15 protein-coding genes and 1 riboswitch are annotated in these 17,030 nt (G+C 72.0%); of the genes, 7 read left to right on the plus strand and 8 right to left on the minus strand.

All coding sequences use genetic code 11. The features are described from left to right. Positions 1-3: 3 nt before the first annotated feature. Positions 4-134: riboswitch (FMN riboswitch) on the minus strand. Between the two features lie 255 nt (positions 135-389). Further along, a complete protein-coding gene (locus ACIBK5_RS18635) occupies positions 390-1,277 on the plus strand; it encodes an RNA polymerase sigma-70 factor (protein WP_399020938.1) in 888 nt (295 codons plus the stop codon). A gap of 122 nt (positions 1,278-1,399) precedes the next feature. Continuing rightward, entirely contained in the window at positions 1,400-2,176 is a 777-nt protein-coding gene (locus tag ACIBK5_RS18640) for an SDR family oxidoreductase (protein ID WP_399020940.1), read from the plus strand. 180 nt (positions 2,177-2,356) lie between these two features. Here the strand turns inward: ACIBK5_RS18640 and ACIBK5_RS18645 are convergent, their stop codons facing one another. After that, a complete protein-coding gene (locus ACIBK5_RS18645; RefSeq protein ID WP_399020942.1) occupies positions 2,357-3,643 on the minus strand; it encodes an ROK family transcriptional regulator in 1,287 nt (428 codons plus the stop codon). Between the two features lie 133 nt (positions 3,644-3,776). On the opposite strand from ACIBK5_RS18645, the gene ACIBK5_RS18650 reads away from it, so the two are divergent. Together ACIBK5_RS18650 and ACIBK5_RS18655 are read left to right on the plus strand one after the other, a co-directional pair. Next, positions 3,777-4,985, plus strand: a complete 1,209-nt coding sequence (locus tag ACIBK5_RS18650; protein ID WP_399020943.1) for an MFS transporter — start codon at positions 3,777-3,779, stop codon at positions 4,983-4,985. Between the two features lie 107 nt (positions 4,986-5,092). Beyond that, entirely contained in the window at positions 5,093-6,472 is a 1,380-nt protein-coding gene (locus ACIBK5_RS18655; RefSeq protein ID WP_399020945.1) for a uracil-xanthine permease family protein, read from the plus strand. 105 nt (positions 6,473-6,577) lie between these two features. Here ACIBK5_RS18655 and ACIBK5_RS18660 read toward each other — a convergent pair whose 3' ends face one another. Beyond that, the gene (locus tag ACIBK5_RS18660) at positions 6,578-7,705 is read right to left on the minus strand and encodes a glycoside hydrolase family 6 protein (protein ID WP_399021282.1); all 1,128 of its coding nucleotides are present in this window, start codon (positions 7,703-7,705) and stop codon (positions 6,578-6,580) included. A 175-nt stretch (positions 7,706-7,880) separates the two neighbouring features. On the opposite strand from ACIBK5_RS18660, the gene ACIBK5_RS18665 reads away from it, so the two are divergent. Continuing rightward, positions 7,881-8,579, plus strand: coding sequence for a DUF5995 family protein (locus ACIBK5_RS18665; RefSeq protein ID WP_399020947.1), 699 nt, complete (start codon positions 7,881-7,883; stop codon positions 8,577-8,579). Positions 8,580-8,652: 73 nt separating this feature from the next. Beyond that, entirely contained in the window at positions 8,653-9,645 is a 993-nt protein-coding gene (locus ACIBK5_RS18670; RefSeq protein WP_399020948.1) for a hypothetical protein, read from the plus strand. On the opposite strand, the gene ACIBK5_RS18675 is transcribed toward ACIBK5_RS18670, so the two are convergent. Beyond that, positions 9,606-11,318, minus strand: coding sequence for a flavin monoamine oxidase family protein (locus ACIBK5_RS18675; protein ID WP_399020950.1), 1,713 nt, complete (start codon positions 11,316-11,318; stop codon positions 9,606-9,608). The two genes, ACIBK5_RS18670 and ACIBK5_RS18675, sit on opposite strands and share 40 nt — an antisense overlap. Before the next feature lie 45 nt (positions 11,319-11,363). Beyond that, the gene (locus ACIBK5_RS18680; protein WP_399020951.1) at positions 11,364-12,152 is read right to left on the minus strand and encodes a carbon-nitrogen hydrolase family protein; all 789 of its coding nucleotides are present in this window, start codon (positions 12,150-12,152) and stop codon (positions 11,364-11,366) included. A gap of 307 nt (positions 12,153-12,459) precedes the next feature. Between ACIBK5_RS18680 and ACIBK5_RS18685 the strand changes: the two genes are divergently transcribed. Continuing rightward, positions 12,460-13,017, plus strand: a complete 558-nt coding sequence (locus ACIBK5_RS18685) for a Repetin (RefSeq protein WP_399020953.1) — start codon at positions 12,460-12,462, stop codon at positions 13,015-13,017. Here the strand turns inward: ACIBK5_RS18685 and ACIBK5_RS18690 are convergent. The 4 genes from ACIBK5_RS18690 to ACIBK5_RS18705 all read right to left on the minus strand — a co-directional run bounded on the left by ACIBK5_RS18690 (position 12,986) and on the right by ACIBK5_RS18705 (position 16,979). Next, positions 12,986-14,182 (minus strand): MFS transporter, encoded by a 1,197-nt coding sequence (locus ACIBK5_RS18690; RefSeq protein WP_399020955.1) that lies wholly within the window; start codon positions 14,180-14,182, stop codon positions 12,986-12,988. The genes ACIBK5_RS18685 and ACIBK5_RS18690 overlap by 32 nt on opposite strands. A gap of 136 nt (positions 14,183-14,318) precedes the next feature. Next, positions 14,319-14,771 (minus strand): Lrp/AsnC family transcriptional regulator, encoded by a 453-nt coding sequence (locus ACIBK5_RS18695; protein WP_003988931.1) that lies wholly within the window; start codon positions 14,769-14,771, stop codon positions 14,319-14,321. 10 nt (positions 14,772-14,781) lie between these two features. Further along, positions 14,782-16,251: an amino acid permease gene (locus ACIBK5_RS18700; protein WP_399020957.1), complete on the minus strand. Its 1,470-nt coding sequence runs from the start codon at positions 16,249-16,251 to the stop codon at positions 14,782-14,784. 230 nt (positions 16,252-16,481) lie between these two features. Beyond that, on the minus strand, positions 16,482-16,979 hold the full coding sequence (locus ACIBK5_RS18705; RefSeq protein ID WP_399020959.1) for a GNAT family N-acetyltransferase: 498 nt from the start codon (positions 16,977-16,979) through the stop codon (positions 16,482-16,484). Positions 16,980-17,030: the final 51 nt, after the last annotated feature.

The raw sequence follows: 17,030 nt of genomic DNA on the forward strand, positions 1-17,030 counted from the left end.
CCGCCGCGCACTGCCTCCCATCCGGACTTTAACCGTCGGTCCAGGAATTTCACCTGGTCAACCGATCGCTGGAGGCGACCGGGTCGCGGACTGTAACCGCCGGTTCGGACTTTCACCGACCCCGGAGTGCGCTGCTACTGGTACACGGCCAGTGTGCCACGCCTGATCGACGTTCAAAGAGGCGATCGGTGTGGGCTGCCTCACAGACCGTGTCGCCGCACTCACCGGGATTGGTACGCACCTATTGACGGTGTGGTCTAGTCCTTTCTAGGGTCGGGCTCCAGGGTTGGCACACCCACGCGGACCGGCCCGGCGACGGTGACGACGGCCCTTGCCCGTCGCCGGGCCTCCCCACGCCGCGCGGACGGCGTTCTGGCAGGGTGAGCCCCATGACCACGACGACCGCCGACGAGTTCGAGGTCCACCGGCCCCGGCTGTTCTCGCTCGCCTACCGGCTGCTGGGCTCCGCCGCGGAGGCCGAGGACGCGGTCCAGGACGCGTATCTGCGCTACAGCGGCGCCGACCGCGCGGGGATCGAGCATCCGGCGGCCTGGCTCGCCAAGGTCGTCACGAACCTCTGCCTGAACCGGCTGACGTCCGCGCGCGCCCGGCGCGAGCGATACGTCGGCACCTGGCTGCCGGAGCCGGTGGTCACCGGGGACGACACGCTCGGCCCGCTGGAGTCGGCCGAGCAGCGGGACGCCGTGTCGATGGCGATGCTGGTGCTGCTGGAGCGGCTCACGCCGACCGAGCGGGCGGTGTACGTACTGCGGGAGGCGTTCGGGTACGGGCATCGGGAGATCGCCGGGGTCCTGGACCTGGGCGAGGCGAACTGCCGCCAGCTGTACCGGCGGGCCGTGCGGCGGGTGGGCGAGCCGCAGGCCCGTTTCGAGCCCCCGTCCGAGCAGCAGGAGGAGCTGGTCGCGTCGTTCATCAGGGCGGCCCGCGACGGCGACCTGGCCGGTCTCGAGAAGCTGCTCGCGGCCGATGCGACCTGGTGGAGCGACGGTGGCGGCAAGGCCACGACGGCCCGGTGGCCGATCGAGGGCGGTCCCAGGATCGCCCGGTTCCTGGCCGGCGGGGGCCCGAAGTTCACGGTGGGCCTGGACTTCGTGCCCGTCGAGGTCAACGGCGCGACAGGGCTGGCGACCTGGGCGGGCGACACGCTCGTCGGACTGGCGGCGTTCGAGGTGCGCGACGGGCTGGTCACCGGGGTGCGGGCTGTGGTCAATCCGGAGAAGCTGGCGTTCGCACGGGGTCAGCTCCCCCGGCCGTAGGGCCATCGGAGACGGTCGTGGTCCCGCCGGGCGCATCTGTCACATTCGGCGAGGGTGTTCGGTCTCAGCTGACGAGGGGCGCTCCGGCCGGGGCGCCCGGGCCTTCGAAGGGACTGAACGGCATGACCACGATTCTGGTGACCGGTGGCACCGGAACACTCGGCCGGCTCGTCGCCGAGCGGCTGCGCGCGGACGGGCACGAGGTGCGGGTGCTCAGCCGGCACGCCCAGCCGTACGCGGTCGACCTGATGGAGGGCGGGGGCGCGCTGGACGCGGCCGTCGCCGGTGTGGACACGATCGTGCACTGCGCGTCGGCGCAGAAGGGCGACGAGCAGGCGGCGGCGAATCTGATCGGGGCGGCACGCGGGGCCGGGGTGCGGCACCTCGTCTACATCTCGATCGTGGGCGTCGACCGGGTGCCCTTCGGCTACTACAAGAGCAAGCTCGCCGTGGAGCGGCTGGTCGAGGAGTCGGGACTCGGCTGGACCGTGCTGCGGGCGACGCAGTTCCACGACCTGCTGGTCATGGTGCTGCAGGGGCTGTCGAAGCTGCCGGTCCTGTTCCTGCCGGCCGGTGTCCGGGACCAGCCTGTCGAGGTGGCCGAGGTCGCGGACCGGCTGGTCGAGCTGGCGGCGGGTGAACCGGCGGGGCGGGTCGAGGACATGGGCGGGCCGGAGGTACGCACGTTCGAGTCGCTGGCCCGCGCGTATCTGAAGGCGTCCGGCCGGCGCCGCGCGGTGGTGAACGTACCGCTGTGGGGAGCGGCGTACCGGGGCTTTCGGAGCGGGGGTCATCTGACGCCGGGGCGGGCGATCGGCACGGGGACCTTCGAGATGTATCTGGCGGGGCGGTTCGGAGGCGGGCAGGTGCGGACGGGGAGCGGACGGTCCCGGGCGTAGCGGAGGGCCGCGCGTAGCGAAGGGGCCCGCACATCCGGGGCCCGCACATCCGGGACCCGCACATCCGGGGCCCGCACGTAGAGGGTGCCGACGAGGAGCGGGCGGTCCCGGGCTTGGCCGGGTGTGGACGAGGAGCGGCGGTCCCGGGTGCGGAGGTTCGGCCGGGAGGCCCGGGGCGGCCTACCAGCGCTGGATCGGCCGCTCCCCGGGGGTGAAGAGTTCCTCCTGGGCCCGGTCGCGGGCCGTGAGAAGGGCGCCGCGCAGGACGGCGCCGCCGCCCAGGGTGGTCGTCCGTACCTCCGTGGGCAGGGGAGTCATCCGGGCGATCCGGTCCTGCACCCGGCCGGCGAGCTCCTCGCCGCCGGCCTGCCCGACCTCACCCCCGAGCACCACACACCCGGGGTCCAGAATCGCCACCACCGAGGCGACCCCGACGGCGAGCCGATCAGCCAGGGCATCGAGGAATCGGGCAGCGGGGGCGGCGGACCCGGGCGGGCCCGACAGCTCGTCCCCACCCTCGGACCGAGACCCCCCGCTCTCCACCCCCCGCACCTGATCCACCGCGGCCCGCACCACTCCCACCGCCGCCCGTACGACCCCCACCGCCGACGCCTCCTGCCCCGGCTCCGCCGGAACCCCGTGCTCCGCCGCCAGATCCACGACCGCGGTCGACGCGGCCAGGCCGTGGAAGCCGCCCTCGCAGTCCGTCGCGGAGGGCAGCGTGGTCGTGCCCGGGACCGGGAGGAAGCCGATCTCGCCGGTGCCGCCCGAGGCGCCGCGGCGCAGCGCGCCGTCGAGAACCACGGCCGCGCCCGTACCGTGTCCCAGCCACAGCAGGACGAACGTGTCCCGGTCCCGGGCGGCGCCGTCGCGCTGCTCGGCCACCGCCGCGAGGTTGGTCTCGTTCTCGACGCGTACCCGTGTCTCGGGCAGTCGCTCCTGGAGGGCGGCGACCAGACGCCGGTGCCACTCCGGCAGCCCGGAGGAGTCACGGAGTTCGCCGCTGGCCGGGTCGATCAGGCCGGGCGCTCCGATGCCGACGGTGTGCAGCCGGTCGGCGCCCGCCTCCTTCACCACCCGCTCGACCAGCGCGACCGCCTGTTCCACGGCGGAACCCGTCGCCATGTCACCCCCGATGGGCACGGAAGCCTCGGCCAGTACCCGGCCCACCAGGTCGGCGACGGCGACGGCGACACCCTCGGTGCGTACGTCCAGCGCGGCGAGGTGCGCCCGGTCGGCGACGATGCCGTACACCTTGGCGTTGGGCCCGCGCCGCTGCTCCCCCGCCTCCCCGACGACCGCGATCAGCCCCGCGGCGGTGAGGCGTTCGACGAGGTCGGCGACGGTCGGCCGGGACAGGCCGGTGAGCTGCTTCAACCGCCCTGCCGTCAGCGGGCCCTCCTGCTGGAGCAGACGCAGGGCGAGCCGGTCGTTGATGGCCCGGGCGGTGCTCGGGGATGCGGGCATGCCGGGATCCTTCCAGATCGGCGGGTCCGTCGGCCGTGGCCCGCCGGGAAACCCTCTTATTATCAGGCAGGCTTCCTGATAGTTTACGCCCGCATGACGTGAGCGCGGCAGAGAGCTGGAGGGGGACCCCAGAATGGGCAACGTGGTCGACGAACTGCGCGAGGTGAAACGGTCCCGGTATGCCGTGGCCGCCGTCTTCGCCGTGCACGGCGCCGTGACCGGCTCGTTCGCCACCCGGGTGCCCTGGATCCAGGACCACGCGGGAGTGAGCGCCGGGCAGCTGGGGATCGCGCTCGCCTTCCCCGCGCTCGGCGCGTCCGTCGCGATGCCGCTCGCCGGCAGTGTCAGCCACCGGTTCGGAGCCCGCAACGCGCTGCGTGGACTGATCGCCCTGTGGACCCTCTCGCTGGTTCTGCCGTCCCTCGCCCCGAACCTGCTCACGCTCTGCCTGGCCCTGTTCGCCTACGGCGCGACGGCGGGCATGGCCGACGTGGCGATGAACGCGCTGGGCGTCGAGGTAGAGAACCGCCTCGGCCGGTCGATCATGTCCGGGCTGCACGGCATGTGGAGCGCGGGTGCCCTGATCGGCTCGGCGGCCGGCACGCTCGCCGCGCACCTCGGTTCGGACGCCCGGCTGCATCACGTGCTGGCCGCCGCGGTCCTCACCGTGATCGGCGTGGTGGCCTGCCGGTGGGTGCTCGATCTCCAGCCCGCCGAGGACGAGGAGCCGCCCCCGAGGTTCGCGCTGCCGCCCCGGTCGGCCCTGCTCATCGGCGCGATCGGGTTCTGCGCGGTGTTCGCCGAGGGCGCGAGCCTGGACTGGTCGGCCGTCTATCTGCGCGAACAGCTGGAGACCTCGGCCGGTCTCGCGGCGGCGTGCACCACGGGCTTCACGCTCACCATGGCCATCGCCCGGATCGCCGGCGACAGGATCGTGGACCGCTTCGGTGCCGTGCGGACCGTGCGGGTCAGCGGTGTGCTCGCCGTACTCGGCGGTCTGCTGATCGTCGTCGCGGACCATCCGGCGGTGGCCATGAGCGGGTTCGCGCTGATGGGGCTGGGCATCGCGGTCGTCGTACCGCTGTGCTTCGCGGCGGCGGGCCGCAGCGGCTCCAACCCGAGCCTGGCCATCGCGGGCGTCGCGACCATCACGTACACCTCGGGCCTGATCGCGCCGAGCGCGATCGGCATGCTGGCCCAGGCGACCAGCCTGATGGTGTCGTTCTGCCTGGTGACGCTGCTGTCCTGCGGCCTGGTGGCGTTCGCGCGGGTGCTGCGCCCGGGCGACCGGGCGCAGATCAGCCGACCGGAGAGGGCGGCGGTTCCCGACCCGCGGCCCTGAGAGGAGCCCCGACCCGGCCGTCCTGGTCCGCCCCGGTCACCGCCGCTCCTGACGCACCCCGACAATGGTCCGGACACTCGCACGCACGACGAAAGCGATACCGCACCATGGATCTCGGCGTCCGCTGGAAACTGCACGGCGACGGACGCACCCCGGCGCCCGGCGCGGTGGTCCGCCCCGACGAGCGGCTCTCGTGGCCCCGCACGGCCGGGCTCGGCGCCCAGCACGTGGTGGCCATGTTCGGGGCGTCTTTCGTGGCTCCGGTCCTGATGGGTCTGGACCCCAATCTCGCGATCATGATGTCGGGCGTCGCGACCGTCGTGTTCCTGCTGGCCACGCGCGGCCACGTCCCCAGTTACCTGGGCTGCTCGCTGTCCTTCGTGGGCGTGGCGGCCGTCATCCGCGCGCAGGGCGGCAGCAGCGCCACCGTCACCGGCGCGGTCTTCGTCGTCGGCGCCGCGCTGTTCCTGGTGGGGCTCGCCGTGCGGCGGTTCGGGGCGCGGATCATCCACGCCACGATGCCGCCGATCGTGACCGGCGCGGTGGTGATGCTGATCGGCTTCAACCTGGCGCCGGTGACGGCCTCGACGTACTGGCCGCAGGACCAGTGGACGGCCCTGCTGACGATGCTGTTCACCGGTCTGGCGGTCGTCTGTCTGCGCGGGTTCTGGTCCCGGATCGCGATCTTCCTGGGGCTGGTCTTCGGCTACGGCGTCTCCTGGGTGTTCGACCTGGTCTTCGGCAAGATCCACTCGGTGGACGCGAGCGGCAAGCTCACCGACCACTGGCGACTCGACCTCTCCGGCGTGGACAAGGCCGACTGGATCGGGCTGCCGACTCTGCACGGCCCGTCCTTCGAGTGGTCGGCGATCCTGGTCGCCCTGCCGGTCGTGATCGCGCTGGTCGCGGAGAACGCCGGGCATGTGAAGGCGGTCGGCGAGATGACCGGCGAATCGCTGGACAACAGGCTCGGCACGGCGATCTCGGCCGACGGCGTCGGCTCGATGCTGTCCACCGCGGTCGGCGGCCCGCCCAACACCACGTACTCCGAGAACATCGGCGTGATGGCCGCGACCCGTGTCTACTCGACGGCCGCCTACTGGGCCGCCGCCGGCTTCGCCCTGCTGTTCGGTGTCTGCCCGAAGTTCGGCGCGGTCGTCGCGGCGATCCCGGGCGGGGTGCTCGGCGGCATCACCGTCATCCTGTACGGCATGATCGGCCTGCTCGGCGCCCAGATCTGGCTCAACGCCAGGGTGGATCTGCGCAATCCGCTGAACCTGGTCCCGGCGGCGGCGGGCATCATCATCGGCGTCGGCAACGTCACCATGAAGTTCACGGACACGTTCTCGCTGAGCGGCATCGCGCTCGGCACGATCGTCGTCATCACCGGCTACCACGCCCTGCGGGCCTTCGCCCCGGCCCATCTGAAGACCCAGCAGCCACTGCTGGACGAGGGCACCTCGTCCTACGACGAGGGCAAGCCGTAGCCCCTGCGGCGGGCGAGGCCGTTGCGTCGTCCGGCGAGGCGAAGCCGTAGCGTCCTCCGGCGAGGCGAAGCCGTAGCGTCCTGTGGCGAGGCCAGTCGCAGCGCCCTACGGCGAGGCCAGTTCGTAGGCGTACGACGCCGTGAACGTCCCCGGTCTGCCCTTGCAGCCGTCCGACTCCCCGGGGAGCTTCACCCACAGGTAGGCGTCGATCCGGGCCTCGCCGGTGCCGAGAGTCGGGGTCCGGCCGAGCTTGCGGCCCGACGGGTCGCACCACTCCCCGTCGGCCGGGGCACCGTTGCCGTTGCGGCTGGTGTCGATGACGGCGCCCAGGCCCGCCGGGCCACCGAGGGCGTCCAGGACCCGCCGGTCGTAGGCGACCTCGTCGGCGGTGGTGTGGAAGTTGGAGACGTTGCTGAAGATCCCGTCGGAGGACTCGGGCGAGGCGGCACCGGCCTGCCGCAGCCATGCCGCCTGCTTGCCGGGCGCGTTCCAGCCGGAGTGTCCCGCGTCGAAGTACACGCGTGCCCGGGGGTTGGCGGCCTTCAGGACGCGCCCTGCCCGGGCCAGCGAGGCGAAGCGGTCCGCGCGTGCGCCGGCGGAGAGGCACTCGGTCTGGGCGACCGAGTCCGGCTCCAGGACGACGATGACCTCGCCGGAACCCAGCCCGGCCGCGAACCGGTCGATCCAGGCGTCGTACGCGTCCAGGTCGGGCGCTCCGCCCTGGGAGTGGCCGCCGCAGTCCCGGCCGGGTATCGCGTACGGCACGACGACGGGCACCCGGCCCTGTGCCGCGCCGCCGGACGTCACCGCGGCGACCCGGGCGGTGAGCGTGTCCGGGGAGTAGTCGGCGAACCAGACGGCGGCCGGCCGGTCGGCTATGCGGGAGGCGATGACCTCGTGGCGCGGGTCGCCGTCGTGGGCCCGGATCCAGTCGAGCACCTGGGAGTCGGGATGGCGGTAGAGCCGGCCGGTCACGGCAGCGGCGGTCTGCTTCCGGGCCTCGGTCCTCGGGGGTGAAGGCGCGGGGACGGCGCTCTTCGTCGGAGACGGTGTGGGCGAGGCGGAGCCGGAGACCGACGGGGACACCGACGGCACCGCGGGCAGGGGCGCCAGGCGGGGCGAGGCGGATACCCCGGAGGGCCGGGCCTCGTCCGACGACGGCCGGTCCCCGACCGCGGAGAGCGCCCCGGCGACCGCGCCGACGGCGACCACACAGGAGGCCGCCACGACCATCGCGCCGCGCCGGGCGGCGCGCCTGCGCTCGGCCCTGCGGGCGGCCAGGCGCTGGGCACGTGAGCCTGACACGGTGCTGCTCCCCCTCCCCCTGCGGCGGGCGGCGTTCCCCCGTTTCGGGGAAGCGCCGGGCCAGCCGGTACTCCCGCCAGCCTAGAGCTGGGACTCTGCCCGCATGCCGCGATGCGAACAAGTCCCCTCAGCCCTGGACACTCCGGTCGACGGAGTCATCTCCCGTATGCGCGCCCTCGACGCGGCACTGCACCCCCGGGACGGGGTGGCGGTCTTCAACCGCGTCTACCTGGCCGTGACGGAGGCGGTGGACCGGTACGTCGACACCGGTCGGTTCGCGGACCCGCATGCCGCGATCACGCTGGACGTACGGTTCGCGGAGCGGTACCTGGAGGCCGTCGAGGCAGCGGCCGCGGAGCGGCGCCCACCCGCCTGCTGGCGGCCGCTGTTCCAGTTCCGCCGCCATCCCGGGGTACGGCCGTTGCAGTTCGCCCTCGCGGGCATCAACGCGCACATCGGGCACGATCTCGCGCTGGCCGTCGTGGACACCTGCCGTACGCTCGGCTGCGCACCCGCCGACCTGGAGGACGAGTTCGACGCGGTGGGCGATCTCCTCGTCTCGCTGGAGGAGCGCATCCGCGAAGATCTGATGCCGGGTCCCGATCTGCTCCAGATCGCCGACCCGCTGACCCATCTGCTGGGCTCCTGGAGCCTGGACCGTGCCCGGGACGCTTCCTGGACCGCGGCCCGGGCCCTGTGGGTGCTGCGCGAACTCCCCGACGTGGCCGAGGACTTCACCACCCGCCTGGACACAGCGGTGGGCTTCGCGGGGCGCATGCTGCTCACGCCGTTGCAGAGCTGATCCAACTCGGTTGCCCTGGCGGCGAATTCGGCCGGGAGCCTGCTGACAGGATCGTTCACTACGCTGTGCGCGCATGGTCGGATTACGCGCGTGGGCGACTCGCCGACGCAGCACGGTGCTCTTGGTCCTCGATGCCCTGGGCGGCGTTTCCTGGGTGGCGCTCGGGCTCTTGCTCGCCCTGGTCTGGGGGAGCTTCGTCGGCTTCGTCATGCCGGGCGAGGAGGAGGACCGGCCCGGTGGCGCCGCGATGGGAACGGCTCCCCCGTCCGACCAGTGGTCCTACGGCGAGGAGATCGAGCGGGAGCGTCGCCGCCTCTTCGACGTCACGGTCGTCCACACGAACCCGCGCGCCCTGGGGCTCGTGGCGGATGCGCCGCCTCGCCGGTTCCGGGTCGAGATTCCGGGCGCCCGGGTCTCGTCCGGCTCCGGCGAGTCCCAGGCGGTCGCCAGCGCGGGTACGCAGATAGGGGTGAAGCTGCGTTGCTCCGGTGCCGGTGTGCGGTGCACGCCGCTGTCGTCGGAACGGCAGAGTGTCCTGAGCCGCGAGGACGTCGCTGTCTGGCTGTGGGAGGTGCGGGCCGAGCGTGCGGGGACGTTCAGTGTCGCGCTCACCATGACCTCCTACCTCCGCGACACCGACACGGTGCTGGTGGAGAAGCCGCCCCTGATCTGGAGCGTGGACGCGGTGCCGCCGCCCGAGGACGACGACTGGCTCTCCTGGGCCGGCGGCCTGTGGCGGCGGGTGACCGAGGCGATCACCGGTCTGGGCGGACTCGCCGTGTCCGTGAGCGCCATCGCCGCCGTGATCGCCATGGTGATCCGCCGCAGGCTGCCGGCCGGCGGGCCGGACGACGACGCCGGCACCGCCGGCACCGCCGATCCCGCACCGGACGTCGGCCGACGTCCGCGGCCACGACCGGTGCCGCGGGTGCGAACGGTGCGGCTGGTGCGACCCGTGCCGCGGATGCGACCGGTGCGGCGGGTACGCTCACGCCTCGGTCGGGCCGCTCGCAGAGCCCGAGCCCGTCAGTCCTCCGGGAGTTCCACCGGCGCGATCTCGTCGTAGACGTCGCCGGGCCCCGGGTTCGTCGGGTCGGTCGTACCGCCGAAGTGGTGCATGACGCCCCAGACCGCGTTGAGGGCGGTCTGGACGGCACCCTCGGCCCAGCCGGCCGTCCAGGAGATGTCGTCGCCGGCGAGGAAGATGCCGCGCTTGTCCTCGGGCAGCTCCTCCTGCATGAAGTGCGTGAACAGACGCCGCTGGTAGCGGTAGTGGCCGGGCAGGTTGGCCTTGAACGCGCCCATGAAGTAGGGCTCGTTCTCCCAGGAGACGGTCACCGGGTTGCCGATGATGTGCTTGCGGATGTCGACCTTGGGATAGATCTCGCCCAGCGACTTCAGCATGACCTCCATCCGCTCGTTCGCGGACAGCGGCAGCCACTTCAGGCTGTCGTCGCACCAGGTGTAGGAGAGGCAGATGACGGCGGGCTTGTCCGGGCCGTCGTCGAGCAGGTAGGTCCCGCGCGTCATACGGTCGGTGAGCGTCATCGACATGACGTCCCGGCCGGTCGGATTTCCCCTGTCGTCGACGGCCTTGTCGAGCCAGAAGGGACGGTCGACCGGCACGAAGAGCTTGGAGCTCTCCATGTAGTGGGTCCGCTCGATGGCCGTCCAGTGGTCGATCGGGAAGAGCGAGTCGTCACAGTCGATCTTCGACAGCAGCATCCAGGACTGGGCGGTGAAGATCGCCGTCCGGTAGGTGCGGATGTCGCCGTGCGCGTCGGTCACGGTGATGCGGTTGCCGGCCGTGCGGTGCAGCCGGGTCACCGCCGGACGCGGCTCTCCGCCCTCGTGCAGACTCGCGAGCGAGGTCCCCTGCGCCCAGTGGACGATCTTCTGGGGCTCACGCTCCCAGAGGCGCAGCGGCAGCTGCTGGGAGCCGCCGACGATGCCGCGGTGGTGGTCGTCGGCCTCGGTGTAGACGACCCGGAGGATCTCCAGGATGGAGTTGGGGAAGTCGGTGTCCCAGCCGCCCGTGCCGAAGCCGACCTGGCCGAAGATCTCGCGGTGCCGGAAGGACTTGAACGCCTCGGAGTCACAGAGGAAGCCGTAGAAGGTCTGGTTGTCGAGCTTCTCGACGAGCCGGGACCAGATCTCGCGGATGCGCGGGACGTCCCGCTCGCGCAGGGCCCGGTTCATGTCGGAGAAGTCGGCGCCCTCCTCCAGGCACCTGTTCCACGCCTCGGCGACGTCCCGGTAGACCTGGGGCAGGTCGGCGACCGTCTCGGCGTAGTGCGACTCGCCCTTGAGGTCGACGACGGTCGACGGGGTTCCCTCCGCGAGGGGGTTGGGGAAGGACTGGGTCTGAAGGCCGACCAGGTCGATGTAGTGCTGGAGCGCGGTGGACGACGGCGGGAAGCGCATCGCGCCCATCTCGGCGGTGAGGGACTCGTCGCACCCGTCGAAGCCCACCGTCCGCAGCCGGCCGCCGATCTGGTCGGCCTCGTACACGACCGGCTTGAGGCCCATCTTCATCAGCTCGTACGCGGCGACGATGCCGGACAGGCCGCCGCCGATGACCGCGACCTCCGTGCCGTGCTCGGTCGCGGGTATCTGCCCGAGACCCGCCGGGTGGGCGAGGAAGTCGTCGTAGGCGTACGGGAAGTCCGGGCCGAACATGGTGATCGGCGGCTGCTGCGCGTCTGCGTGCTCGACGGCGTTGGGCACGGTGGACGTCATGGGGTACGGACTCCTTGCAGAGGAAACAGACAGGTGTGGGGGGGATCAGGCGAGCGACCCGTAGAGGCCCGGGCGCCGGTCCAGCAGATACGGGTTGGCCTCGCGGGACGCGGCGAGGAGGGCCGGGTCGACGTCGGCGAGGGCGAGTTCCTCGCCCCGGCCGGCCCGGGCGCGGGCGACCCCGTCGGGCCCGGCGAGCGTGGACAGTCCCACGAACTCGAACTCGCCTTCCTGGCCGGCTCGGTTGACGTACGCGACGTACATCTGGTTCTCGAAGGCACGCACCGGGATCACCGACTCGGCGACGAACTGGAACGGGTGCATCTGGGCCGTCGGGACGAGAAGCAGGTCGGTGCCGGCGAGGGCGTGGGCGCGGACGTTCTCCGGGAACTCCACGTCGTAGCAGATCAGGATGCCGACGCGCAGACCGTCGATCTCCGCCTGGACGACCGGCTGGTCCCCCGGGGTGAAGTGGTCGCGTTCGAAGCAGCCGAAGAGGTGGGTCTTGCGGTAGTTGGCGAGCCGGGTGCCGTCGGCGGAGATCAGCTGGGCCGAGTTGAACACGGCGTCGCCCGCCCGCTCGGGATAGCCGTAGGCGATCGCCATGCCGTGGCCGGTCGCGATCTCGGCGATCGCGTCCGCGCAGTCTCCGTCGGCGGGCTCGGCGAGGCGGCCGATGTCGTCGCCGATCGCGTACCCCGTCAGGAACATCTCCGACGTGACGAGCAGCCCGGCGCCCGCGGCGGCGGCCCGGCCCGCGGCCTCGTCGAGGACCTTGAGGTTCTCGACGGTGGAGCCGGGGCGGCCGGAGCTCTGGAGCAGGGCGGTGCGCATGCGTGTTCCTCACCGGGGCACGGAGGGTTTTCGGGGGCCTGATAGACGGTACGGTCGGCGGGCTCGGCCGGACAAGGAGCAGCCATTGCGCGCCGGTGAGCTGATCATTGCGTCCGTCGAGGGCTCGGCGGCGATTCGTTGCGGGACCGCGGTCGTACGTCGGTCCACCCGTGGGCGCAGACCGGTGGGGTGCTCCCCCGCCGGGCGGCGGAGGCGGGGTCCCGCCCCCGGAGCGATGTGGGGCGGGCGCCGCGCCGGGACAGTGGTGAGCGTTCCAGCGACCTGCATCCCTGCGGAAAGGACCGCCATGAACCGCCGTACGAAGACCGCCGTGCTCGGGGCCGCGCTGCTGCTCACCGCGACCGCCACGGCGGCCTCCGCCGCCGCGTCCTCCGATTCCGGCTCCGGCTCTCCGGTGCAAGCGCGGGAGGCCGCCGCGCTCACCGGCAAGGCCAAGCTGTACCGCTCGGCCGGGGACGACATCACCTTCTCCTTCGACGCGCATCTGGCCGCGAAGGACAACGCCGACCCGATGAAGGCCACCGGCACCTTCGAGTGGAGCCACTATCTGAACGGCGAGGGCGCCCGGGCGAAGGCGAAGGTGGACTGCCTGGTCACCGGCGGCAAGGTGGCCGTCGTCTCCGGCGTCATCACCTCCTCCGACCTGCCCGGCGCCGAGGGCAAGCGGGTCGGCATCACCGTCCACGACACCGGCCGGATCGACCGGCTCGGCTACAGCTGGGCCTCCACGGGCAACCCCGTCGAGACGAAGGGATTGCCCAAGTGCGTGGGCTCCGCCCCCTTCGAGAAGGTCAGGAAGGGGACGGGCGACTTCACCGTCGTGCCGTGGCGGCCCGACTTCTGACCAGCACGAGGGCCGTCATCAGGTAGGGGATCGCCAGCACCGCGAAGACGGTGCCGTGCGCCAGGTCCGTGCCGAGCAGCACGTACACCCCGAACGTGGCGATCGTGGCCAGCTCGGTGCCCAGGCTCGCCACGGAGGTGAGCGTGGCCCGACTGGAGTCGTCGATACGGTGCTGGAGGCGGACGTCGGCCAGCACCTCCGCCAGCTGGAACCCGGCGAAGGCGACGCCCACGAGAGCGATGCCGGCCAGGGAGCGGGCCAAACCGCCCACGGCCAGGGCGAGGGCGGCGCCCGCGAGCAGGGCTGCGAGACCGGCCGGGCCGAGGCGTTCGGCCGGTCCCGTCAGGAGGCTGCCGACGGTGACGCCCGCCCAGATCATCATGATCAGGTAGGGCACGGTCGCCTCGGCGACGCCGATGTCCCGGACCAGCAGCGGCGTGTACTCGTCGAGGGCGCCCCACACGGCGGCCACGGCCGGGACCAGCAGCAGGGCGCCGCGCACCGCACGGTTGCCGCGGACCTCCGCGAGTCCGGTCCGCAGGGTCGTCGCCCAGCTGTCGTCAGCGCTCTCCCGATGTACCCGGTGTTCCGGGAAGCGGGTCGCGGTGGCAGCGCCCAGCAGACAGGCCAGGACGCTCGCGGCACCGACGGCGGCGTAGCCGCCCTGGGCGAATACCGGCCCCGCGAGGCCGAGCGAGGCCACGGTGCCGACCAGCCGGGCGGCCCGGGCACGGCCCATGACCCGGGCGTAGCGGCCGGCGGCGCCGAGCCGGTCCAGTTCGTCGTAGACCAGCGCCTCCAGCGCGCCGGAGCCGAGCGCACCGCCCGCGCCCCACAGGACGAAGCCGGCCGCGAAGGCCCCGTACGACGGGGCGAGCACCCACAGCGCGAAGCCGGCGGCGGTGAGCAGCGGGCCGATCCACAGCAGCCGGCGTCGCGACACGGTGTCGGCCCAGGCGCCGGACGGCACTTCCAGGACCACCGAGGTGATCGACCACAGGGCGAACAGGGAGGAGGTCTGCCAAAGCGACATGCCGGTGTCGGCGAACAGCAGCGCGTACACCGGGTAGAGCAGGACAAAGTCGTCGAGGAACGCGTAGCCGTACAGCGTGGTCGTCAGCCGCCGGACACCGGTGGCGGGCACGTGTGCGGGTGAGAGTGTCATGAGGCCTTCCCGTATGGACCGTTCGGACGCCGGAGGTACGGCGGCCGAGGCGGTCCTCGGGAGGCACGGCTGGTGGATCAATGTCGCCAGGTCATGGCACCGATGTTAGGCCCGGGTCCGGGGCCGGGCCACCGGCTTACGTGGGCGATCCCGACGAGAAGCGCCGCAGCAGCGGCGACAGCACGAGCACGGACTTGGTCCGCTCGACGAACGGCTCTCCGGCGATCCGCTCCAGGACCCGTTCGAAGTGCCGCATGTCGGAGGCGAAGACCTGGGCGATCGCGTCCGCGTCCCCGGTGACGGTGGACGCGGCCACGACCTCCTGATAGCGCTCCAGGCCCCGCTGAATGGTTTCCGGGGAGGTGTTGCCCCGGCAGTAGATCTCGACGAACCCCTCGGTCTCCCAGCCCAGGGCGCCCGGGTCCACCCGGACGGTGAAGCCGGTGATGGCTCCGGTGGCCCGCAGCCGGTCCACCCGCCGTTTCACGGCGGGTGCGGACAGACCGACGATCTGGCCGATGTCGGCGTAGGAGCGGCGGGCGTCCTCGGCCAGGGCGTGCACGATGCGTTCGTCGAGATCGTTCAGCACAGTGGGTTGATCACTTCTCGGATGGTGCGAGTCGGGAACGGCGATAGCCGTACCCGAAGTAGAACACGAGCCCGACGGCCATCCAGACACCGAAGACCACCCAGGTCACGGCCGAGAGGCTGCCCATCATCCAGATGCAGAAGCCGAAGCCGAGGGCGGGCATGACCGGGGAGAGCGGCACCCGGAAGGTGCGGGGCATGTCCGGGCGGGTCCGGCGCAGCACCACGACGGCCACGTTGACGAGCGCGAAGGCGAACAGGGTGCCGATGCTGGTGGCGTCGGCGAGCTGCCCGAGCGGGATCGCGGCGGCGAGCACACCGCAGAACAGCGACACGATCAGGGTGTTGGCACGGGGGGTCTTGGTCTTCGGGTGGACCTTGGAGAAGACCTTCGGCACCAGCCCGTCGCGCGACATGGCGAAGAGGATGCGGGTCTGGCCGTACAGCACGGTCAGGACCACGCTCGCGATGGCGATGACCGCGCAGAACGCCAGCAGTGTGCCCCAGAAGGTCTGCCCGGTGACCTCGCGCATGATCTGGGCGAGGGCGGCCTCGGAGTCGGTGAAGTTCTTCCAGGGCTTGGCCCCGACCGCGACGGCGGCGACGAGGACGTACAGCGCCGTGACGATGACCAGCGACAGCATGATCGCGCGGGGCAGGTCGCGCTGGGCGTTCTTCGCCTCCTCGCCGGCCGTGGAGGCGGCGTCGAAGCCGATGTAGGAGAAGAACAGCGTCGCCCCGGCGGCGCTCACACCCGCCATGCCCAGCGGCATGAAGTTCTCGTAGTTGCCGGAGCGGAAGCCCTGGACGCCGATGGCGCAGAACATCACCAGCGCGGCGATCTTCACGATGACCATGACGGTGTTGGCGCGGGCGGACTCCTTGGCGCCACCCAGCAGGAACGCCATCGCGAGCAGGACGACGATCAGCGCGGGCAGGTTGAACACGCCGCCGTCGCCGGGCGGGGCGGACAGGGCGGCCGGGATGGTGACGCCTATGGTCCCGTCGAGCAGTTCGTTGAGGTACTCGCCCCAGCCGACCGCGACGGCGGCGACGGAGACGCCGTACTCCAGGACCAGGCACCAGCCGCAGACCCAGGCGATCAGCTCGCCCATCGTTGCGTACGCATACGAGTACGAGGATCCGGCGACCGGGATGGTGCCCGCCAGCTCGGCGTAGGACAGGGCCGAGAACAGGGCGGTGAGGCCGGCGATGACGAAGGAGAGCGTGACGGCCGGGCCCGCCTTGGGGACGGCCTCGCCGAGGACGACGAAGATGCCGGTGCCGAGGGTGGCACCGATGCTGATCATGGTGAGCTGCCACAGGCCGAGGGAGCGCCGCAGCGACCCGCCCTCACCCTGGCCACCCTCGGCGACCAGGCTTTCCACCGGCTTGCGACGCATGAGGCGCGCACCGACGCCCGGGGGTGTGGGGGCGGCATTCTGGCCTGGGTTCTGCGGGGGTGCGCCTTGGTCGAGCACGCGCTGGCTCCTTATCGCTGCCGGTCAGGGCGGCAGGGACGAGCGGCACCCTTGAGCAGGGACCCACCGAGCGGGGTCCCTGCCACGCCACGTACGAGGCGACAGCCTACGAGGATCGGCGTTGCTGGTGAAATGCAGCAACCTTGCGCATGTCCGCAAGATCATTGCGTTGATGGAGACGGGCCGGAGGTTCGTTGCACGACAGCTTTCGTCCGTTGCACAAGGCCTGCTCAGACCAGCTCTTTCAGCAGGAACGTGAGCTCCTCGACGCACTCGTGTGTGCGACCGTCGTGGTCCTCGTAGGACCAGCGGCCGACGTACGCCGCGAGGGGCAGATAGCCGAGCCGGGCGTAGAGGGCGGCGGCGCGCGGGTTGTCGTCGGCGACACCGAGTCCGACGGCCGTGCGGCCCCGCTCCCGGGCCAGTTCCTCGGCGGCCCGGATCAGGGCGCTGCCGATGCCGCGCGAGCGCAGCGTCTCGGGCCACACGGTCAGCGCGTTGATCTCGGGGCAGCCGGGCCGTGCCGCCCGTACGGCCGCGTCGTCGCAGCCGCCCCAGCGCAGTTCCGTGTGCCCCACGGGCCGTTCGTCGAGCCAGGCGACGAGGTACGTGCTCTGGCCCCGCTCCTGGCGCTGGAAGCGGCGCGCGTGGAACGAGGTGGCGGCCATGGAGCCGATGTACCGGTCGAGCAACGCCACGTCGGCGGCCCGGCAGAGGGTGATCTCCATGCCGCACGACGGTAGGGCACCCACGCGCGTACGGCCCCCGGTTTTCCACCG

Source organism: Streptomyces sp. NPDC050546, from assembly GCF_044457425.1.
GTDB lineage: Bacteria > Actinomycetota > Actinomycetes > Streptomycetales > Streptomycetaceae > Streptomyces.